Here is a 21382-nt window from a genome sequence, read left to right as displayed (position 1 = left end):
TTACTAAATCTGCTCTCTTGGCAAAACAAATAATCAAAGGCAGTGTCTGGTGGACTTTTCTCACATCCTTTACTATATGGATGTTTTTATATGGAGGATTGCTCTACTACTGGTTTCATTTCCCATTATGGCAGGCCATTGCAGACAGCTCCGTGCATGTAATACTGCTGGGAGCTGCCGGTGTAATTATCAGTCATAATGTAGCTTATTATCGTCCTACCGCAGATACTATGAAGTTTGGGTATGTAACAATAGTAAGTCTGGCTTTGGCTGTTTTATGGGTATGTATCAGCCGCTGGGTCTTGATTAACACCTTTGAATCAGAACCAGGGTACCTGGCATGGCTTAACAATGCCATTCCCGTTCACGCTATTGTAGGCTGGATGCTCATTACAGGCATCGGCTTCAGAAGCCAGGTGTGGTATGATGCAGAAGATCAGCAGAAAACCCTTAAAAGAAAAGAAGATGCAGAGAAAATTGTGCGGGAAGCAGAACTGTTTAAATTACGTCAGCAATTACAGCCGCATTTTTTATTCAACAGTTTAAACTCTATCAACGCATTGATCATGCTTCGTCCCAAAGAGGCCAGGGAAATGGTATTGAAGCTTTCTGATTTTTTGCGGGGCTCCCTGAAACGCGAAGATGACCAATGGATTTCGTTAGCAGAAGAATTACAATACCTGCAACTTTACCTGGATATTGAGAAGGTACGTTTCGGGCATCGTTTAACCACCATTATTCATGATGAAGGCGCTGCAAAAATGTTGATGCCACCGATGTTGTTGCAGCCTGTAGTAGAAAATGCCATTAAATTTGGCTTGTATGATACAATAGGAGATATCACCATCAGCATAAAAGCGTGGGCAGAAGAAAATATGTTGTATATCGCTATACAAAACCCATTTGACCACGAATCACAACAACCAAATAAGGGGACAGGATTTGGACTAAACTCTATCCAGAGAAGGCTTTACCTGTTATTTGCCCGACAAGATCTGCTGGAAGTATCCGCCAGCGAAAATATTTATACTACAATCATTAAAGTACCACAAACACATGATAAAAGCAGTAATAATTGATGATGAGCCATTGGCGCGTGAGGTGGTGAAAGAGTATCTGATGAACTTTCCGCAGATACAGGTGATGCAGGAATGTAATGATGGATTTGAAGGTCTGAAAGCCATTCAACAGCATCAACCGGATATTATTTTTCTGGATATACAGATGCCAAAAATCACTGGTTTCGAAATGCTGGAACTGGTAGAAAACATGCCTGCTGTGATTTTTACAACAGCCTTCGAAGAACACGCCATTCGTGCTTTTGAAGTACACGCAGTAGACTATCTGCTAAAACCCTTTTCCAGCGAGCGTTTTGATAAGGCGCTGCAAAAGTGGCTGGATCAGTTTAGTCCCGCAAATACCGCCACTCCTGCCTTGCTGGAAACAGCCGCAGCTACTCCTTTACAAAGTAATCGTGTGGTGATAAAGATCAATGGTAAAATCAAGATTATTCCGGTACAGGACATTCATTACCTGGAGGCAGCAGATGATTATGTAAAAATATTCACCCAGGAAGGTAATTTCCTCAAGAATAAAACGATGTCGTTTTTTGAGCAAACGCTCGACCCGCAACAGTTTACGCGCGTACATCGCTCTTATATCCTCAACGTAAATCAGGTAACGCGTATTGACCCTTATGAGAAGGAAAACCACCTGGCTATTCTGCGCAGTGGTGCGAGAGTGCTGGTAAGTAAAACAGGTTATCCACGGTTGAAATCGGCACTGGGATTATAGTTCACATAATTTGTTCAAATAACTTTTCCAGCTTTTCTCTCTTTAATATCTTCTGCACTTGTATACCGCTGGCAATAAGCCGGGTACCCGTTACCGCTTCATAGCTACAGGTAATTTCATGTTGATGAATGGCAGTGAGAGTAGCTGTAAAATCTACCCGGCTGCCTACGAGTGCAGGAGAGCTGTGTTCTATCGTAAGCCGGGTACCTATTCCTTCCTCTGTTTCCTCTTTCATTTCCAGCACAAATAAACGACAGCACCATTCTGCATCCCGCGCCAATGCAAAAGTAGCGTACACAGGGTGCACGTTGCCATTGTCAAAAGTAGCGCAATCTTCCGGACGCACAATGCGGCTGAAGTGTTTGGTATGGCCGGGTTGGAAGGGATGGTGCATGATGGATTGGAATTAATGCACAGGTAAATTACTGAAATGTAATCATATAAAGCAGCTAGTATAGAATAGTGTTCCCGAATGCGTGTTTTTAGCTAAATTGCAATTAGTATTCAACTAATTCAAATTTATGGAACAAGAACAAACACCTGATTTTGAACGGGCGGAGTTGGAATTGCTAAAAATCGCATTGAAACGAACTTACAAGGAACGGTTTTTAGTGATGACAAAATTGATGAAAAGAACCCACATGTTAAAGAATGCCAGCATTACGCATAAAGCATTACCCGCTCAAAAGAAATAATCATGGATGTTTACGATGAGGAATTACTTGGCTTTTGGAATGCCTTAAATGAAGCCGGGGTACAATACATTATGGTTGGAGGTGTGGCAACGAATTTGCACGGCTATCAAAGAGCTACGGAAGATGTGGATATTTGGTTAAAGGATACAATCGAAAACAGACGAAATCTTCGTAATGCATTTGTCAGATATGAATTGGGTGATTTTGATAGTTTGGAAAGAATACAATTTGTACCAGGGTGGACAACCTTTAACCTGAATAATGGGATTATTCTTGATATTATGACTTCATTAAAAGGAATGGAAGAACATACATTTGATGAATGCTTAGAATATGCTTCAATAGCAGAAATTGAAAATATAAAAATTCCTTTTTTGCACATCAACCACTTAATTGAAGCCAAAAAAGCAGCAAACAGGCCTAAAGATCGGGTAGATATTCAAGCCTTGGAAAGAATTAAATCAATACGGGAAAACGATCCTGATCATTAATATTTAATCTTCACATTCCTCACTGCACCACCAACACCGGCACTTTCACCTGGTGCCGCACCTGGTTCGCAGTTTCTCCATATAACCAATCTTTAAAGCCTTTATGTCCATGCCCGCCTAATACTAAAAATTCGGCTTCTTCTTCTTTTACAATACGGGCAATTTCTTTGGCGCGGTGACGGAAGCCCAGTACACCTTTAGCAGAAATGTTACGTTTTCTCAGGAGGTCAATATAAGTGTCCAGTTGTTCCTGATCTCTGCGTGTTTCCAGGTCATCGGAGTCTTTTCCGAAGTATTTGGCGGAAGCACTTTCTACAATGTGGATGAGAATATATTGCGTGTATGCGTTACCGTGAGCAATGGCATTTGTAATAATTTGTTCATCTTTTTTACTGAAATCCAGCGCCATGGCAATGCGGCGATATTCTGGTTTTTCCAGTTGGCCAAGCGATATGTGCGTGGTGTGTATACCTGCAGCAGCATCTTTCCGGTAGCGGCTGCGAAGCGGATAGATGATGGTGATGAGCAGCAGGGCAATAAAGCCAAGGCCACCTAATATAATAATTCCGTCTACAAAAATATTTCCTGTGCCGGACATATAACCGATGGCTTCTGTGTATACCATCCGCATGTTAAGGTACACCAATAAAACGGTGACAGCCCAGCTGAGGATTTTTGTAATGGGTTTGATAGCGAATATGCCCATGGTATTTTTATCGCTTACAAAGTGGATCAGCGGAATGATGGCAAAGCCCAGTTGCATACTGAGCAGTACCTGGCTGAATACAAGCAGGGCGCCTACTTCACTGTCGCCGGCAATCAGTATGGTGAGCAAGGCCGGGATAATGGCCAGCAGCCTGGTGATGAGCCTTCTTAACCAGGGATTGATGCGTAGTCGCAGGTAGCCTTCCATCACTATTTGTCCGGCGAGGGTACCGGTTACGGTGGAACTTTGTCCGGCAGCAATCAGTGCGACAGCGAATAGGATGGGAGCTAATTTACTGCCGAGTAACTTATCTAATAGTTTGTGCGCATCCTGAATTTCTGCTACATCTGTTCTGCCGCTTTTAAAGAATACTGCGGCGGCAAGTATGAGTATAGCTGCATTAACCAGGAATGCGAGGTTGAGGGCGATGGTGCTGTCCAGAAAATTCATTTTCAGCGCCTGTTTGATGCCTTTCACATCTCTTTTTATTTTCCTTGTTTGTACAAGTGCAGAGTGGAGGTAGAGGTTATGTGGCATTACAGTAGCACCAATGATACCAATGGCAATATACAGGGCCGTATTATCAGGAATAGAGGGTATAAATCCTTTGACTACTTCGTGCATTACTGGTTTTACCAGCATGAGTTCTATCAGGAAAGAGATGCCTACAACAGCCACCAGGGCTATAATGAAAGCCTCCATTTTGCGGATGCCATAACGTTGCAGTATCAGCAGCAGAAAGGTATCCAGTACAGTAAGACTTACACCCCATACGAGTGGGAGGCCGGTGAGCAGTTGTATACCGATAGCCATACCCAATACCTCTGCGAGGTCGGTGGCAGCAATGGCTATTTCTGCGAGAATATATAAGATGAAATTTACCACAGGAGGGTAGGTTTCCCGGTTGGCCTGCGCCAGATCACGGCCACGGACGATACCCAAACGGGCACTCAGACTTTGTAACAATAGCGCCATGAGATTACTCATAAGCAGTACCCACAGCAACTTATAACCGTACTGACTGCCGCCGGCCAGATCAGTGGCCCAGTTGCCAGGGTCCATATAACCTACACTTACCAGGTAGGCCGGACCAAAAAAAGCGAAGATTTTCTTCCATTTCGATTTACCGTTGGTATCTACACTTTGATGTACCTCACTTAAGGACGCTGATGTATGCTCGAAGTTCATAGTTATGAATAATTACAAATTACGAACTGCGAATTGCGGACATCTTCCCGAAGATGTTCATTTGAATTTCCTCACCACTCCGTAATTCGCAATTCGTAATTCGTAATTTTTTAAACGGGTCTGACCATTATATTTTTAGCTACCTGTTCACTGATGGTAAGGGCAGGCAGTTGTTTTAATTTTATTTCTATTGAATTATCGTATTCGTAGTGTGCTACTATTTCCAGTTGCGTGCCCAGCTTAATGCCTTTGGCGTTGAGGAAGGCCAGCAGGGCGGTGGATTGATCTGTTACAGCGGTTACTACCAGCCGTTTTGCATTTGCCTGATCCAGCGATGTTTGCGGGCGCGGCTTAGCCATTTTGCCGTGGGCATCGGGAATAGGATCTCCATGTGGGTCTATAACAGGGTTTCCGAGGTATTCACTCAGGCGGTTGGTGAGTTTTTCACTGCGCACATGTTCCAGTTCTTCGGCCAGTTCGTGTATTTCTTCCCAGCTGAAAGCGAGTTTGTCTACCAGGAAACATTCCCATAGTCGGTGCCGCCTTACAATTTGTAATGCTGCTTTTTTGCCTTCGGCAGATAAGGTGATGCCCTTGTATTTTTCGTAATCGATCAGTTTTTTCGCATTCAGTTTTTTGGCCATATCTGTTACCGATGCCGGTTTAGTATCCAGTTCATAAGCCAATGCGTTGGTGGTGACTACCTCATCACCTTCCTGCAACTTATAAATGGACTTTATATAGTTCTCCTCTGCGATCGATAAATTCATGTGGTCTAAAATATTATTTAGACAAATCTAAATAATTAATTTGAACTTTTACGCATCCGGTATGTTTTTTGATTTTAGCAGCGCACATATAAAAATTATATCTAACTTTTCGCCCAGAATCAAAATTTGTAATGAAGCGTTTTCTCTTAGTAATACTGGCAATTGGTGTTTTAGCGGCCTGCAAATCGAAGAAGAAGTCCGGACATGGCACTGATGAGCCCATGACATTGGAAGATTTTCAGGCGTTGTTTACGCCCGGGACTTTACCCTACAAGCTCACACCAGACACACTGCAGCTTAACATGCCCGACTCTCTTGAATTAGATACTGCTGCGCTGCGGTTCTTAACGGATACGCTTACCAAAGGCGATTTCAGTAAAAACGAAGCGGTGCAATTATTCCCGTTACAGCGCATTCCGGGCAATGTGGTGAACTACATGGTAGTGGAGGCTGCAGGGAAATCCCATATAGTGGGCTACCTCTGTTTCATGAATAAAAAAGGGAAATATCTGAACCGTATACGTGTAGCCAATACCGGTAGTAGCGATGGAACAGTAGCTTCGTTGTCGCTGGATTCAAAAAATGTCATCAAGATCAGCAGCGAGAAAAAGCTGGCTGGTACCCGTTCTGCACTGAAAGAAGATTTTTACATGGTGAATGCGGATGGCACGGTAACGCTGATCATGACGAACTCCAACGGGCCTACCAGCGCCGGACAAATATTTAATCCGATAGATACTTTACAGCGCAAACAGAAGTTCAGCGGTGATTACACCTCAGGTGACATGAGCATCGTATCTATCCGTGATGGTGATGATCCTAAAACATTTCAGTTCTTTATTACCTTCTCTAAAGATAATGGTAACTGTAAAGGAGAGCTGAGCGGTAAAGGTCATTATATTGCCGGTAACAGGGGAGAGTACAAAGACAAAGAATCTTCCTGTGGTATCTCTTTCCAGTTTTCTGCCGGCCGGGTAAGCATTCGGGAAACAGGTGGTTGCGGCGCCTATCGTGGTATCAAATGTTTCTTTGAAGGAGGCTTTGTGAAGAAGGTAGAAAAGAAAGCTGAAAAGAAGAAAAAGAAATAATCATATTAGTTTTTAGAGAGATAAAAAGGCTGGTCTTTGACTAGCCTTTTTGTTTTACTGCTATCAATTATTTTATGCATATTATTGATTTGCGATACACGTAAATGATGAAATGTATTTTGTTGTTTATAAAATTGAAACGTATTTTTGTTCCTCCTGAAACCCTTTACTGTAAGGTGTTGTGAGCATATGTAAGTATAAGGAATGAATGGCTTTTTGACCCTTTTTTCAAAAAATATTTGGTAGAATAAAAATAGTTTATACCTTTGCGATCCAATCGAACGAAAGGGACGATAGGTTAAGAGAAACAAAAGGGGAGTTTAGCTCAGCTGGTTCAGAGCATCTGCCTTACAAGCAGAGGGTCACTGGTTCGAATCCAGTAACTCCCACATCTCCAAATTATTGACATATTTTTAAAGATCTTTAGAGGGAGTTTAGCTCAGCTGGTTCAGAGCATCTGCCTTACAAGCAGAGGGTCACTGGTTCGAATCCAGTAACTCCCACACTGTAATACTATTGAAGATCTTTAAGGGAGTTTAGCTCAGCTGGTTCAGAGCATCTGCCTTACAAGCAGAGGGTCACTGGTTCGAATCCAGTAACTCCCACAACAAAAAAGGTCCTGCATTTGCAGGACCTTTTTTATTTTATCCCCCTTCAGTTATACAGCCTTGATTTTTTATTTTACCCCCTGTTTTTTAGCTTTTACAAATCATTTATTCCGGAGCCCTACGATTATATTGTACGCTTTAACTCTCTACGATAGCACAATGATGACACAGGGAAAGGACTGGGAAAGGACTGGGAAAGCTATTTGTTGGTGATTTTTAGTAAAAAGTTTAAATTTATTAAGAGAAGAGATTGTTATCCATAACCCTGAAATTATATCCTATGGCAAGGCTGCGTGATAATTTCCCTCTCACTGGTACTTTTTCTGGTTGCTGCATTTATAAAATGGCAGGTAAACATTATTTGCGTACAAAGAGTTCTCTCACGGGTAAGCGGGTAAAAAAAGACCCTGCTTTCCATAAAACTATGGAAAACGCCGGGCTATTTGGGACAGCATCAAAGATTGCATCAGCAGTATACCGGCAACTACAAAAAAAGGATAAGGCACACGCTTTATACAGGGAACTTATTGGTAAAGCATTACGCTTATTACGCGAGGGAAAAGACAGCGAAACTATCTTCGTATCCTTACTGGAAGGATGTTTGCCTGTACCTGTCAAAGTTGTAGTAACGCGTGTACGCAAATCAGTTGTTCATCTCAATAAGTTATCCCCGATATGGCGATGCAAACGGGAATACGCCTCTTTCTCCGGAGATATGAGGTTTCCTGGTTTGGCAAATACCAGTTATTTTGTACTCCCAATTGCTCAACCGGATGTTGGTTTTTTTATTGCTACAAGTTTCACTTTTATTTCTTCGGCCCCTTAACTTTAAATATCCGTCTTACCGCTTTTCCCAATTTATTCAGGTTAGCAATCTGTTCCTGTATAGGCGCCAGCGTTAGATCTTCCGGCTGCAAACCAGCTTCCAGCGAATCAAATTCCCTTTGTTCCGGATATAGCAGAATCACATTATTATCTTTAAAATGACGTTCCAGTTTAACCGGGATACCTTCCATGTATGCATGATAGGATAAGGTGCTTTTACGGGCTGTTACCACTACTACCAGATCGTTACGGGTGATCTCGCGGGAGAGGATCAGGAAATCCTCAATGGTATCAAATTGTCTGAAGCTGAGATCTACACTCATTTTGGATTGTACAGAAAAAGCTTCTACAATTATTTGTGTTTTAGCCGTACTGTAAAGAACCAGCCGGGCACCGGCCTGTTTAGCCAGCATAAACATTTTTTGCAGATAGTGGAGAAAGCCCAGTTCGAATTCACCATTAGGAGGAATGACCAACACCATTTTTTGCGTGGTATTGAGCGGATAATGGAAGTTGCAAACATATACTGTTTCCCATACACGCTGCAATACGTTGTCCATGGTGGTACCAAAGATATTCCCGAACCAGCGGTCGGTAGTGCTGGTCCTGTCGGTCCATCCCAATATAACATCACTGATCAGCAATTCTTTTACTGCGCGTGTAATGCCGTCAGATACGTTGAGGTCTATACGTGTTACTACCTGAACATTACTCTCTGTGGCGGCAGCATGTATAACTGCCTTTTCCAGCATTTTGTTGGTGAGATGAATTTTCTCTTTGGCTTCATCATTATCCTGTACTACTGCCAGCGGATAAATAGGTGTGGGCGCATGCGCATCTTTGATCATCACCGCAAAGTCGAGCAATGCCTCAATACGATCGGGATTGGCAATAGGCACCAGTATACGCTCCGGCTGATCCGGTAAATCGGGTTTGCTTTCTGCTTCCTGTATAGCCAGTTTACGCCCGGCATTTTCCGTAACAAAAGATCCTACCAGGCAGGTAATTAAGATCAGTATTACTGTACCGTTCAATACATGTTCATCTACAATACCCATGTTATACCCAATGAGTATTACCGCAATGGTAGCGGCAGCATGGGCACTGCTCAAACCAAATATCACATTGCGTTGTGTGGGACTGTATTTAAAAGTCAGTTGTGTGAAAAATGCGGCGAGCCATTTACTGCTGAGTGCCATCAGGGTTAATGCACCTGCTATGATCAGGGCATCAGGGCCTTTCAGCAATACACGCAGGTCTACCAGCATCCCTACACTGATGAGGAAAAATGGAATGAAAAGGGCATTGCCTACAAACTCAATACGGTTCATTAACGGCGACGTATGTGGTATCAGCTGGTTTAGTGCCAGTCCGGCCAGAAACGCGCCAATAATGCCTTCTACACCCGCCAGCTCGGCCAGAAATGCGGAAGCAAACACGAGTGCCAGCACAAATATGAAATGCGATGTTTTATCGTCTTTTATCTTCTTAAAAAACCATCTTCCTAAAATAGGCATCAGCCACAGGATAATAACTGCAAAAATAGTCAGCGATATACCCAGCTTCACCCAGAAATAAGTATTCAGATTGCCGGCCTGTGCCCCGGTGATAATAGCCAGTATTAATAACACCGCCGTATCTGTGATAATAGTACCGCCTACAGCTACGGTAACTGCTTCATTTTTAGTGATGCCCAGGCGGCTGGCCAGTGGATAAGCCACCAGTGTATGTGTAGCAAACATGCTGGATACCAGCAATGTAGCCATGAAATTGAAATGCAGTACATAAGTACATACTACAAAGCCCATCAGCAACGGAATGAAAAAGGTGAAAGCTCCGAAAACCATGCTACGGTAGCGGTTTTTACGGAATTCCGTCATATCCAGTTCCAATCCTGCGAGGAACATGATATATAATAAGCCAGCCTTACCAAATAAGTCGATGCTGCCTTTTTCTATGATCTTGAAGCCATGATCGCCAATGAGCATTCCTGCTATAATAAGCCCTATGATACTGGGTATCCGGAACTTACGCAGTATAATAGGCGCCAGCAGAATAATAAATAATACCAGTGCAAAAATTGGTATCGGATCTTTCAGCGGTAAATTTGTGTTCATCAATAAAACCAGTCCTTTCATCATAAACCATTTTTAAATTTTCTTGTTTGGTTATCTGATATTTGGCATCAGCGCAGTAGCAGCTACAGCACCTAAATATCAAAATCCCAAAATCAATCAGATCTCAGTCCCTAAATATGGATAAATTAACGAATAATCCATGTAATTTCGCATAAAGCTTTTCTTAAAAATGAGCGATCGTACAAGTACAAAAGGATTACCCGAGGAACAGGATGATGTGCTGGTGGCGGAAGATGAACAGTATCCGTTCAGCCTGGTGGTGTGGAATGATGAGGTAAATACGTTTGATTGGGTTATCTCTTCCCTGATGGAAGTGTGCGGTCATACGCATGAACAGGCGGAACAATGCGCCCTGATTATCCATTTTAACGGGAAATACGCTGTGAAACAAGGTGAATATATTAAACTGCGACCCTTGTGTGAAGCATTGCAGGAAAGAGGCCTTAGCGTTACTATTGAAGAAATGGCAGGCGGATAAATGTTTATATGCCCGTTTTCCGTCTCCATAAAAAACTCATATTCCCTCCTGTACAACTCGCTGAGCCAGACGGGTTACTTGCTGTAGGTGGTGACCTGTCGGTTGAAAGATTATTGCTTGCTTATCATTCCGGCATCTTCCCCTGGTACGACGAACCGCCGATTCTGTGGTGGAGCCCCGATCCACGCTTTGTTTTATTTCCTGAAGACCTGAGAGTTTCTTCCAGTATGAAACAGGTGCTGAAAAAGCAATCCTTCCGTATTTCCTTTAATGAAGATTTTGCCGGTGTAATTGCCCGCTGCAGCCGTATTCCACGAACCGGTCAAAGCGGTACCTGGATTACACCGGAGATGCAGGAAGCTTATATCAGGCTGCATAAAGCCGGACATGCAATGTCGGTGGAGTGTTGGCAGGATGACCAACTCGTAGGCGGACTTTATGGTGTTAAAACCGGCGCTTTCTTTTTTGGTGAATCTATGTTTGCAGAAGTGAGTAATGCATCTAAAGCGGCCTTCATCACGTTTGTGCAGACTTATGCGCATGAGTTAACGATGATCGACTGCCAGGTACATACAGAGCATCTGGCTTCTTTGGGAGCAGGCTTTATTACACGGGAAGAATTTTTAGAGATCATTGGTTTTTCGTAACTTCTCACTCTATTATTAACTCCAATTTTCTGGCACTAAAATTTACCACGATGAAAAAGTTATGTCTATTGCTGGCTATTGCTGCGTTTTCCAGCTTTACAGCACCTAAACATGTTATTCTAAGAGAGGATAGAACACTGCTTATCACACTATTGCAGCAAACCAAAGACAGTCTCCTGAAAGACATAGCGGGTCTTACCGATGCTCAGCTGGAATACAAGCCTGCACCGGATCGCTGGTCAATCATTGAATGCGTGGAGCATATTACCCTGGTAGAAAAAACATTCATGGATATGGAGCAGGGCCTAATGAAACAACCTGCCAATCCTGAAAGAAGAAAAGATATCAAGGTAACAGATGAGAGTTTGCTGAAAAAGATGGAAGATCGCAGCCATAAAGCTAAAGCACCGGAATTTGGTATTCCCAAACATAGTTATTCCTCAGATGCGGAAGCTATCAAAAACTTTACAGAACAAAGGGATAAGCTCATAGATTATGTTACAAATACCCCCGATGAACTGCGTAATCATATAACAGATAACCCAATATTTGGAACGATGGATGGGTATCAGTTGTTGTTGCTGGATGCCGGTCATACCAACCGCCATACGCAACAGCTGGAAGAAGTGAAGGCAGATGCAGGATTCCCGAAATAGCTTTTAGCTTTTAGCAATTAGCTTTTAGTAAAAATGCAGTGGAGAACATAGTTTATATGTTTATCTCCACTGCATTTTTACTAAAAGCTAATTGCTAAAAGCTAAAAGCTATCTCAGCTCCCAGTCTATAATCTGGTTATGCCATTCCTGGCGGAAAGGAGTAGTTACTTTAATGTAGTTATCCGTGTAACCTTCCATCATGCCTTCTTTGTTGAGCGATTCAAACAGTACTTTCCTGGTTTGATTAAGATGTTGTTCTGCAAAGAACTGCATCTTTTTGTGGCTCAGGTTGCGCAGTATTTTATTGCGCTCATGGCGGATGTTAACGGGAACAACCGGTTGTATGTCCAATGCGCCTGTGTTGGCACGTTCAGAGTAAGTGAATACGTGGAGGTAAGATACGTCCAGCTCATGGAGGAAATCGTAGGTTTCGCGGAAGTGTGCTTCGCTTTCGGAAGGAAAGCCTACAATCACATCTACGCCTATAGAACAATGCGGCATGAATTGTTTGATCAGCGCTACTTTGTCGGCGTACAGCTCACGGCGGTAACGGCGACGCATCAACCCTAATATATCATTACTTCCGCTTTGCAACGGGATGTGGAAATGCGGCATAAATTTGCGACTGCTGGCCACAAATTCAATGATCTCATTGCTGAGCAGGTTCGGTTCAATAGAAGAAATGCGATAACGGGAAATGCCTTCTACTTTGTCCAGTTCCTGTGCCAGCTCAAAAAATGTTTCTTCTCTTTTTTTACCACCTTCAAAGCCTTTACCAAAATCGCCCAGGTTTACACCGGTGAGCACAATTTCTTTAACCCCGGTAGCAGCCAATGTATGCGCATGTTCCACTACATTGGCAACACTGTCACTGCGGCTTTTGCCTCTGGCCATAGGAATGGTACAGAAAGCGCAGGTATAGTCACATCCGTCCTGTACTTTCAGGAAAGTACGGGTACGGTCGTTGAGAGAATAAGAAGCATGGAAAGTATTTACATCTTCAATATCGCAGGAACAGATTTTGGTGCTGTCCCCTTTGGTCAGCGCTTTCAGGTGCTCTGCTATATTAAATTTTTCTGCAGCACCCAGCACGAGGTCCACCCCTTCAATGGAGGCGATTTCTTCGGGCTTCAGCTGTGCATAGCAGCCGGTAATTACTACCATACTTTCCGGTGCGCGGCGCTGAATGCGGCGTACCAGCATACGGCATTCCTTATCAGCATTATCTGTAACTGAACAGGTATTGATAACATATACGTCTGCAGTATTATCAAAATCCGTCTTTACAAACCCATCCTGCTCCAGTAACCTGCTCAAAGTGGAGGTTTCTGAAAAATTCAGTTTACAGCCGAGTGTATGAAATGCTACTGTTTTTACCTGTTCCATAAAGGGAGGCAAAGGTAGGAACTTTTTGCGTCATAGTTTGGTAAGGAATTTTGACTATTTTGCGCTGCTTTCTAGTGTTTTATGAAATCCATACAAAAGTACTTTCCAGTATTATTATTAGCACTGTTGCTGATTGCCGGATGGCAGCAGCAATGGTGGAAAGGCGCTCCTGCAGCTGAATCACGCAACAGCAAGCCTATTGTTATCCGTGGAACCGGAACTAACACATCCGTAGCCGGTGGTGTTATTAATCGCCATGCTCACCTGGAATATACCAAGCATGCCATTTGTCGGATGGAATGCCGCCAGGTGACAAGGGCTGAAGTGGAAGAAATTCTCTCTGAAGGTAAAATAAACCCTGAAAAATCAAACCCAAACGATCATCCCTGCCCAACCTACGCGCTGGAAGGATACTCCAGTGAAGGACAGCACCTGCGGATTGTTTTTGCGCCCTGCGATAGCAATAATGCCAAGGTGATTACCTGCATAGACCTGGATAAAGACTGGGCCTGTAGCTGTGAATAAAGCAGGTCATCTATCCGTTCAAATCTCGTGGTAATCCTTAATTCGCAATCCTTAATTCGTAATTTCTTCGTAGTTTTCCGCCATATTAAACAATACAGAGGGGCGTTTATGAATCTTCTAATGAAACCGTTGCGTGTTATTTATGTACTATACGCCGCCATTACTTTTCTGGGCATTATGTTTTTAATATTGCCACCTATTTTTCTGGCGTCCTTATTCGGCAGACAAAAAGGGGGTAATATCATATTTTATTTCCTCCGTTTCTGGGCGCACACCTGGTTTCCGCTGGTGGGTATGTGGGTAACACGTAAGTATTTATGTGAACGGGATAATGATCCCTGCATTTATGTAGTGAATCATCGTTCTTACCTGGATGCGGCCATTGCTGTGAAAGTGATGCGACTCCCTTTTCGCCCGTTGGGAAAAGTAGAAATGTCTAAAATTCCTTTCTTCGGATTTATCTATAAAAATTCTGTAGTGCCGGTAGATCGTTCCAATGCGTCTGCAAGGGCGCGGAGCGTGCGTGAAATGATGACTGCACTCAAAGCCGGTATTTCTATTCTCATGTTTCCGGAAGGAACTACCAATGACAGCGAACTGCCGCTGAAACCCTTTCACAATGGGGCTTTCCGTATGGCCATTGAATTACAGATGCCTATTAAACCAGTGCTGTACTTAGATGCAGGACACCGGTTACCACATAAAGGTCCGATGCATATATCTCCGGGCAAATGCCGTGTTTTATTTCTGCCACCCATTCCTGTTACCGGTCTTACGCTCGATGATATCAACACCCTGAAACAACAGGTGTATGATATCATGGATACGGAATTACGGAAATATCATCATTATCCAACCTTGCAGCCCATAGGATGAAGTACGCAGATGTAATATTGCCATTGGCGTTACCTAAAAATTATACTTACGCTGTTCCTGATAGTATGGAAACTGCATTGCAGGTGGGTAGCCGGGTAGCAGTACAGTTGGGCAAACAAAAAAAATATGCCGGTATTGTAAAGGCTATTCATGAACAGGCGCCGATGTATAAAACCAAGCCCCTGCTGGATATGCTCGATGCTACACCTGTCGTATATCCTACACAGTTAGCCTTCTGGAGTTGGGTAGCCAGTTATTATATGTGTAGTGAAGGCGAAGTACTCAATGCTGCTTTGCCCGCTCACCTCAAGCTTTCCAGCGAAACATTATTGCTTTTCAATGACGCATACGGAGATGATTTTACCGCCCTGGATGACGATGAATACCTGATAGCGGAGGCCCTTCATATCCGTAAAGAGTTGCGTATAGAAGAGGTGCAAATGATTCTTGATAAATCAGAAGTATATTCTGTTATCAAAAAGCTGATAGAAAAGAAAGTGCTGCTGGTATATGAAGAGTTAAAAGAAGTTTATCGCGAAAAGAAAGAAAACTACGTTCAATTACATACCGACTATCAGGAAGAGGCCCAGCTGGCGGCACTTTTCAATGAGATGGGCCGCGCTCCCAAACAAATGGAGTTGCTGCTGGCCTATCTTCATTTACTGAAAACACAGGGCAGCGTTTTGCAAAGTGAATTACTGAAAAAATCAGGTGCTACCACTGCGCAATTAAAAGGATTGGTAGATAAAAATATCCTGTGGGTAGAGAAGCGTACGGTAGACCGTATTCCTACCGGTAAGGTGGAATCGCAGATAGATTTTGACCTCAGCCCTGCCCAGGAAACCGCATTGCAACAGGTACGCACGCACTTTAAAGAAAAGCAGGTAACACTGCTGCATGGGGTTACTTCCAGCGGTAAAACACAGGTATATGTGAAGATGATGGAAGAATGCCTGGCCACCGGCAAACAAGTACTATACCTGTTGCCGGAGATTGCCCTCACCGCACAGATCATTCGTCGCCTGCAGAAACATTTTGGCAGCAGCATCGGTATATATCATTCCCGCTTTAGTAATAATGAGCGGGTAGAAATATGGAACAAGGTAAAAACAGGAGAGATACAAATTATACTGGGCGCGCGTTCCAGCCTGTTGTTACCCTTTAGGGATTTAGGACTCATCATCCTGGATGAAGAACATGATGCTTCCTACAAGCAACAGGACCCGGCTCCCCGCTATCATGCAAGGGATGCTGCCATTTATTATGCAGGTTTGTTCAAAGCCAAAGTGCTGCTGGGTTCTGCTACACCGGCGCTTGAATCTTACTACAATGCACAACAGGGCAAATATGGGTTGGTTGAACTGAACGAACGCTTTGGAGGTATAGAAATGCCGGTTATTGAAATTGTGGATATCAAAAAGGAAATGGCGGATAAAACCATGGACGGCAATTTCACCGCAGCTCTCAAAGCAGCCATCATACAAAGTCTGGCAGAAGGCAAACAGGTGATCCTGTTTCAGAACAGGCGTGGCTATGCGCCCTTCCTGCTGTGTACTACCTGTGGATGGATACCTCATTGCAAACAATGCGATGTGTCGCTCACCTATCATCGCAACCAGGATAAGCTGCATTGTCATTATTGCGGTACCCGTTATCCTTATGTGCATACCTGCACTGCCTGTGGTTCTCAAACGCTGGAGCCTAAAAGCTTTGGTACAGAAAAGATTGAAGATGACCTGCAACTGATTTTTCCGGAAGCCCGCATAGCGCGTATGGACGTGGATGCAGTGAGGAATAAGGACAGTCATAATAAATTAATTCAGTTGCTGGAAGAGCGCAGCATTGATATACTGGTGGGCACACAAATGGTGGTGAAGGGCCTCGACTTTGAGAATGTAAACCTGGTGGGTATTTTGAGTGCAGATAGCTTGTTGAGTTATCCGGATTTCCGTGTAAATGAACGTGCTTTTCAATTGATGGAGCAGGTGAGTGGCCGGGCCGGCCGCAAGCATGGCATTGGCAAGGTGCTGGTACAGGCCAGTAATACCAGGCATCCGATATTACATTATGTGACGGCACATGATTATAAAGGCATGTATGAAGCAGAGATTGCAGAACGCCAGGAGTTTGGCTACCCGCCGTTTTATCGTATCCTTAAATTAACTATCCGCCATAAAAATCAACAGGTAGCTGAGCAGGCCGCACAAATATTGGCGAGTTGGCTGCAACCGCATATAGGCGCGCAACTGGTGGGCCCTGCGGCGCCACTGGTGGCACGGGTACGTAATAATTATTTGCAGGAAATGCTCATTAAATTACCCCGCGAAGCCCGCGTGATAGCACATATCAAGCAGATATTGCAGGAATTTATCATTCAGCTGAAAATAGAAAAAAGGTTCCGCTCTGTTTGGATTGTTCCTGATGTGGATTGCGTGTAAAAAGTTATTTATTCTTTTACCAGTACCAGCTGCTGTTGCTGCAACGTATTTATCCTGTTTAATAATTGCCCGAATACTTTTTTACTTTCTCCTGTAAAATCAGTTTGTCTGTACCATTCAATAAGGAAGATGTGGAGATGATTACCATCCTGTTCACAACGCATCTTAAAGCCCAAAGCTGGCTGTGATGTTGACTTATCGCTGATGTCTGCTGAGAAATCAGCTTTATTCGCCACTTTATATCCTGCGGGAATGTCTATATGTATCCGCTTTTCCTGGTAATATGGAAAAGTGATCTGCACCGGTAATGGTTCGGCCGGAAGAGGTATATTAGTTTGTGTGGTACCGCCCAGCAAGGAGCCGATATGAAGGTTCAGCTGTGTGCCTTTATGTTCCACTATTGTTGGCGTTTGCAGGGTACTGGTAACTACCACGGGTTTGTCCAGCATCCTGGGAGTGAACGTTTCATTATCGGTTTTTATAACGATGGGTTTTCTTACACCGGGTGCAAAAGGTAGTATGGCGTTATACACACTATTCCTTCCTTCCGGGGTGCTGCCGGTTGTTGTAAAGGCAGTCTTTACATTTTCTCCGGGATATCCGCCAAATGATTGTGTTACCTGCCAAACGGGGGCTGTAACAGATGAGAGGGTAGCCTCTGTGGTGATGTTGCTTAATGTATACGGAGGTGTAGGTGTAGTGATGAAATCGGTGAGTACTTTACTTTCCTCGCCTACCAGTGTGTCGCGGCAACGAAGTGCAGGTATGTTTGCCCATGCAGGCGGATAACAAGGAAAACGTGTATTCATTTCCGTTGGTGCAAGGGCCTGTTGTACAGTGGGGAAATATAATAACAGGTTACTGGCCAGCGGTCTGTTTACCAGGTTACTATCCATCAGAATAGTATCACGTGCAGACGTGAACAACATTTGTGTGGGTATGTTGAGTATGTAATAGGCGGCGGTGAGTAAACGTACATAACCGGCCTTTTCAGCGCGCTTATAGCGGATAATGGAGATCAGGTCCGCCGTTTCGCCGGTTTCTGATGGAGCTGTCAGCTCATAGTTTGTTTTGATATAATGTTCTACCAGGTAAATCATTTGTGAAACGGGCAAGCGTTGCTTCACAAAAGGCCATTTATCCAGCTCTTTTTCCAGTTGTTTGTATTCTGCTTTACTAACGGCCACAAAGGGGACATAATTATCTTCGCCGAATTGCTGCCAGGTAACGTTGATAGTATCTTTGTTATCAACTGCCTTATGTAGTGCAAAGTCGACACGTTTCAGTTGCGGCATATAAAAACACAGGTCATTGCTCCTTAACGAAGGCACCTGGGACATGTTGACGCTATAATAGTGATTATTGCCTCTTATGCTATCGCTGATGGCCGGTGCGCCATTCATGCTGTTAAACCTGAATTGCAGCTCTTTTGGTGCTATCAGGGTGAAGTTTACTTTTTCAGCAGCGATATTGGATTGCAGGTATTCCGATCCGGCATAGTCGAGATATATTTTCATGCTTAGCTCATATTCCAGCTCACAGCCGGGTTGCAGCACCAGGTTATGGACTACAATCGCCTTGCGGTCGTCGCTGAGCTGAACGAGCCTTACCTGGTCGTTGAGGTCGGTTATTTGTCCGTTAGGAGCCAGCATGCGCAGCCGCAGGCCACGGAGTGTTTCCGCTTTTTCGAGCGACAGTACCAATTGTGTCAGACTATCTGCGCCGGCTTGGGTATTGATACGTACGTTTTTGTAAATGGTTTTATAGTGGGAAAAAGCATCCGCTTTGTCGCGGTTAGTAACATTAAAATCTCTTACTATCCTGTAATCCAGTACGGTATATGGATTTTCTGTTTGCGGCATGGTATGCAGCTGTGGTTTCTCTTTCCATATTTCAGGAAAGTAGCTGTTGACTTGTGCTTGTATATGCAATGGCAGTGCGGCAATGGCTGCTACAGCCAGGGAAAATAGCAAATTTTTCATACGGGCTAAAGATAAGATAATCTCTATATTCCTATTTGTTGAATGGCATCAGATTCAAAAATATGTATGCCGATATCTTCCTGTCTGGCGGTTCTCACCATGGCGTTGGCAACAGTGGCTGCTTTGATGCCCCGGTATTTTTTCCATCTTCCCTGTAATAAAAAATAAAAGAGCTGGATAAGATATTTTCCTATCCACTCACCTAATCTGAATTCATTTCGATCACCAATCAAAAAGGAAGGTCTGAAAATATAGGTGCCGGGAAAACCTGTTTTAAAAATAGCTTCTTCTGTTTCGCCTTTGGTACGTAAATAAAAATTGCGTGAATGCGGATTAGCACCAATAGAAGATATCATTAGAAATGCCCGTACTCCCTGTGCCTGTGCTATCCTGGCGCATCTTACAGGAATACCATAATCTACTGCGCTGAATTTTTCCTGGCTTCCTGCTTTTTTGATAGTTGTGCCGATGCAGCAAAAGAGTACATCTCCGTGTAACGCTGCAGCCAGATTTTCTTCATCTTCAAAATCAACTATAATGCTTTCCAGTCCGGCCCTGGAATGTGCCCACGGCTTGCGGATGAGTACTTTAACTTTGCCAAAAGCAGGGTCCTGCAGCAATGCTGAAACGAGATGTGTACCGGTAAGCCCTGTTGCACCTATAACAATAGCTGTTTTATTCATGGAGCAGAAAATTGGAATTGCGAATTACGAATTGCGAATTACGGAGTGGAGAGGAGATCTATGAGAAGATTTAAGTTAATCTCCCCACAAATTCGTAATTCGCAATTCGTAATTCGCAATTGCCATCTATCTTTGTTAACCATAAATTTAAGCTATTATGCAGGTATCAGAAAATGTTCTGCTCAAATCATATAATACATTTGGCATTGCTGCCACTGCCCGTTATTTCGCGTCTTTTACCTCGGCAGAGGAACTGATACAGGTATTGGATCAGCCCCTAAGTAATCAGCTGCCGCATATGATCCTGGGAGGTGGTAGTAACATCCTGTTCACACAGGATTATAATGGTTTGCTGCTGAAAAATGAGATCAAAGGAATTGAGTTGTTGGGAGAAGATAACGACTATGTATATGTGAAAGCCGGCGCCGGTGAAAACTGGCATGGGTTCGTGCAGCATTGTATTGCGCAAAACCTGGCCGGACTGGAGAACCTGTCGTTGATACCGGGAAATGTAGGCGCCAGTCCGATGCAGAATATCGGCGCGTATGGTGTAGAAATAAAAGATGTGTTCCACGAGCTGCAAGCCCTGCACCTGCAAGACCGTAGCCTGGTTACTTTTAATAATGCGGATTGCCATTTTGGTTACCGGGAGAGTGTATTTAAAAAAGAATACCGTCAACAGTTTGCGATTCTTTCTGTTACTTATCGTTTAAGTAAACAGCCACATTTTAATACGAGCTACGGCGCTATCAATGAAGAACTGGAACGGATGGGAGTGAAGGAACTTTCTATTCAGGCGGTGAGCCAGGCGGTAATCAATATCCGCTCTTCCAAACTGCCCAATCCTGCGGAGATTGGTAATGCCGGAAGCTTCTTCAAAAATCCAACTGTAGATAAAGAAAAGTATGAAGTCCTGCATGCTGCTTTCCCTAAAATGGTAGCCTATCCTGTAGGTAATGATCAGTACAAACTGGCTGCTGGCTGGCTTATTGAGCAGTGCGGCTGGAAAGGCTACCGGAAAGATGATGCCGGTGTACATGCCAAACAGGCGCTGGTACTGGTGAATTATGGTAACGCCAAAGGCAATGAAATATATACTTTATCGCAGCAGGTGCTGGATAGTGTGCAGGAGAGATTTGGTGTGTTGCTGGAAAGAGAGGTGAATATTGTCTGAACTGGGAGTTTTGTCTTTCTCCCGATTAGGCTGATTATACTGATTACCCTGATTTTCTTTTACTGATTATTAAAAGATTAGCGAGGATCAAAGCGAATAATACCCGCTCTGATCCTCGCTAATCTTTTAAATCTTTCAAAATCATTGTTGTCCGGGAAAACTATAATTTAAAGAGCAAAAAAAGGGCAGTTCAATAGAACCGCCCTAATTAGTTATGTTTGAGTTACCACACAA

At 43.6% G+C, this 21382-nt stretch carries 20 protein-coding genes and 3 tRNA genes; 16 read left to right on the top strand and 7 right to left on the bottom strand.

Annotation, left to right across the window (positions count from 1 at the left end):
* The first annotated feature begins 17 nt into the window (after nucleotides 1-17).
* Both CLV51_RS27745 and CLV51_RS27740 read left to right on the top strand, forming a co-directional pair.
* Nucleotides 18-1079 (top strand): sensor histidine kinase, encoded by a 1062-nt coding sequence (locus CLV51_RS27745; RefSeq protein ID WP_211302141.1) that lies wholly within the window; start codon nucleotides 18-20, stop codon nucleotides 1077-1079.
* The gene (locus tag CLV51_RS27740) at nucleotides 1057-1794 is read left to right on the top strand and encodes a LytR/AlgR family response regulator transcription factor (RefSeq protein ID WP_106531378.1); all 738 of its coding nucleotides are present in this window, start codon (nucleotides 1057-1059) and stop codon (nucleotides 1792-1794) included. The genes CLV51_RS27745 and CLV51_RS27740 overlap by 23 nt, the downstream gene beginning before the upstream one ends.
* A gap of 1 nt (nucleotide 1795) precedes the next feature.
* Here CLV51_RS27740 and CLV51_RS27735 read toward each other — a convergent pair whose 3' ends face one another.
* Nucleotides 1796-2188: a thioesterase family protein gene (locus tag CLV51_RS27735; RefSeq protein ID WP_106531377.1), complete on the bottom strand. Its 393-nt coding sequence runs from the start codon at nucleotides 2186-2188 to the stop codon at nucleotides 1796-1798.
* Nucleotides 2189-2315: 127 nt separating this feature from the next.
* On the opposite strand from CLV51_RS27735, the gene CLV51_RS29270 reads away from it, so the two are divergent.
* Nucleotides 2316-2489 carry a hypothetical protein gene (locus tag CLV51_RS29270; protein WP_158267175.1) on the top strand — a complete coding sequence of 58 codons (174 nt, stop codon included), beginning with the start codon at nucleotides 2316-2318 and terminating at the stop codon, nucleotides 2487-2489.
* A gap of 2 nt (nucleotides 2490-2491) precedes the next feature.
* Nucleotides 2492-2980 carry a nucleotidyltransferase gene (locus CLV51_RS27730; RefSeq protein ID WP_106531376.1) on the top strand — a complete coding sequence of 163 codons (489 nt, stop codon included), beginning with the start codon at nucleotides 2492-2494 and terminating at the stop codon, nucleotides 2978-2980.
* 19 nt (nucleotides 2981-2999) lie between these two features.
* Here CLV51_RS27730 and CLV51_RS27725 read toward each other — a convergent pair whose 3' ends face one another.
* Nucleotides 3000-4874: an Nramp family divalent metal transporter gene (locus CLV51_RS27725; RefSeq protein WP_106531375.1), complete on the bottom strand. Its 1875-nt coding sequence runs from the start codon at nucleotides 4872-4874 to the stop codon at nucleotides 3000-3002.
* 110 nt (nucleotides 4875-4984) lie between these two features.
* Nucleotides 4985-5644: a metal-dependent transcriptional regulator gene (locus tag CLV51_RS27720; protein WP_106531374.1), complete on the bottom strand. Its 660-nt coding sequence runs from the start codon at nucleotides 5642-5644 to the stop codon at nucleotides 4985-4987.
* A 131-nt stretch (nucleotides 5645-5775) separates the two neighbouring features.
* Here CLV51_RS27720 and CLV51_RS27710 point away from each other — a divergent pair, with 131 nt between their 5' ends.
* The 5 genes from CLV51_RS27710 (at nucleotide 5776) to CLV51_RS27690 (ending at nucleotide 8166) form a co-directional block, all read left to right on the top strand.
* Nucleotides 5776-6732: a hypothetical protein gene (locus tag CLV51_RS27710; RefSeq protein ID WP_146151398.1), complete on the top strand. Its 957-nt coding sequence runs from the start codon at nucleotides 5776-5778 to the stop codon at nucleotides 6730-6732.
* Between the two features lie 314 nt (nucleotides 6733-7046).
* Nucleotides 7047-7121: transfer RNA gene (locus CLV51_RS27705), tRNA-Val, on the top strand.
* A 39-nt stretch (nucleotides 7122-7160) separates the two neighbouring features.
* Nucleotides 7161-7235: transfer RNA gene (locus tag CLV51_RS27700), tRNA-Val, on the top strand.
* 27 nt (nucleotides 7236-7262) lie between these two features.
* A tRNA-Val gene (locus CLV51_RS27695) sits at nucleotides 7263-7337 on the top strand.
* Nucleotides 7338-7620: 283 nt separating this feature from the next.
* Nucleotides 7621-8166, top strand: coding sequence for a hypothetical protein (locus CLV51_RS27690; protein WP_146151397.1), 546 nt, complete (start codon nucleotides 7621-7623; stop codon nucleotides 8164-8166).
* On the opposite strand, the gene CLV51_RS27685 is transcribed toward CLV51_RS27690, so the two are convergent.
* Entirely contained in the window at nucleotides 8147-10306 is a 2160-nt protein-coding gene (locus CLV51_RS27685) for a cation:proton antiporter (protein WP_106531370.1), read from the bottom strand. The genes CLV51_RS27690 and CLV51_RS27685 overlap by 20 nt on opposite strands.
* Before the next feature lie 166 nt (nucleotides 10307-10472).
* Between CLV51_RS27685 and CLV51_RS27680 the strand changes: the two genes are divergently transcribed.
* From CLV51_RS27680 to CLV51_RS27670, 3 genes are read left to right on the top strand one after another with little or no spacing between them, the layout of a single operon-like run.
* Nucleotides 10473-10781: an ATP-dependent Clp protease adaptor ClpS gene (locus CLV51_RS27680; protein ID WP_106531369.1), complete on the top strand. Its 309-nt coding sequence runs from the start codon at nucleotides 10473-10475 to the stop codon at nucleotides 10779-10781.
* 8 nt (nucleotides 10782-10789) lie between these two features.
* Nucleotides 10790-11428: a leucyl/phenylalanyl-tRNA--protein transferase gene (gene aat / locus CLV51_RS27675; protein ID WP_106531368.1), complete on the top strand. Its 639-nt coding sequence runs from the start codon at nucleotides 10790-10792 to the stop codon at nucleotides 11426-11428.
* A 50-nt stretch (nucleotides 11429-11478) separates the two neighbouring features.
* Nucleotides 11479-12084 carry a DinB family protein gene (locus tag CLV51_RS27670; RefSeq protein WP_106531367.1) on the top strand — a complete coding sequence of 202 codons (606 nt, stop codon included), beginning with the start codon at nucleotides 11479-11481 and terminating at the stop codon, nucleotides 12082-12084.
* 108 nt (nucleotides 12085-12192) lie between these two features.
* On the opposite strand, the gene mtaB is transcribed toward CLV51_RS27670, so the two are convergent.
* On the bottom strand, nucleotides 12193-13470 hold the full coding sequence (gene mtaB / locus CLV51_RS27665; protein ID WP_106531366.1) for a tRNA (N(6)-L-threonylcarbamoyladenosine(37)-C(2))-methylthiotransferase MtaB: 1278 nt from the start codon (nucleotides 13468-13470) through the stop codon (nucleotides 12193-12195).
* Nucleotides 13471-13551: 81 nt separating this feature from the next.
* Between mtaB and CLV51_RS27660 the strand changes: the two genes are divergently transcribed.
* The 3 genes from CLV51_RS27660 (at nucleotide 13552) to priA (ending at nucleotide 17309) form a co-directional block, all read left to right on the top strand.
* Nucleotides 13552-13995, top strand: coding sequence for a DUF4258 domain-containing protein (locus CLV51_RS27660; protein WP_106531365.1), 444 nt, complete (start codon nucleotides 13552-13554; stop codon nucleotides 13993-13995).
* Between the two features lie 108 nt (nucleotides 13996-14103).
* Entirely contained in the window at nucleotides 14104-14871 is a 768-nt protein-coding gene (locus CLV51_RS27655) for a lysophospholipid acyltransferase family protein (RefSeq protein ID WP_106531364.1), read from the top strand.
* Nucleotides 14868-17309, top strand: coding sequence for a replication restart helicase PriA (gene priA, locus CLV51_RS27650; RefSeq protein WP_106531363.1), 2442 nt, complete (start codon nucleotides 14868-14870; stop codon nucleotides 17307-17309). The genes CLV51_RS27655 and priA overlap by 4 nt, the downstream gene beginning before the upstream one ends.
* An 8-nt stretch (nucleotides 17310-17317) precedes the next feature.
* On the opposite strand, the gene CLV51_RS27645 is transcribed toward priA, so the two are convergent.
* Together CLV51_RS27645 and CLV51_RS27640 are read right to left on the bottom strand one after the other, a co-directional pair.
* On the bottom strand, nucleotides 17318-19291 hold the full coding sequence (locus CLV51_RS27645) for a DUF3857 domain-containing protein (RefSeq protein WP_106531362.1): 1974 nt from the start codon (nucleotides 19289-19291) through the stop codon (nucleotides 17318-17320).
* A 23-nt stretch (nucleotides 19292-19314) separates the two neighbouring features.
* Complete coding sequence (locus CLV51_RS27640; RefSeq protein ID WP_106531361.1) at nucleotides 19315-19974, bottom strand: oxidoreductase; 660 nt, start codon at nucleotides 19972-19974, stop codon at nucleotides 19315-19317.
* Between the two features lie 157 nt (nucleotides 19975-20131).
* Between CLV51_RS27640 and murB the strand changes: the two genes are divergently transcribed.
* Nucleotides 20132-21148, top strand: a complete 1017-nt coding sequence (gene murB / locus CLV51_RS27635; protein ID WP_106531360.1) for a UDP-N-acetylmuramate dehydrogenase — start codon at nucleotides 20132-20134, stop codon at nucleotides 21146-21148.
* Nucleotides 21149-21382 lie beyond the last annotated feature (234 nt).

Source organism: Chitinophaga niastensis (assembly GCF_003014755.1).
GTDB classification, from domain to species: domain Bacteria; phylum Bacteroidota; class Bacteroidia; order Chitinophagales; family Chitinophagaceae; genus Chitinophaga; species Chitinophaga niastensis.
Note: the sequence above shows the minus strand (reverse complement) of the source record. Positions and strands in the feature narration are given on the sequence as shown.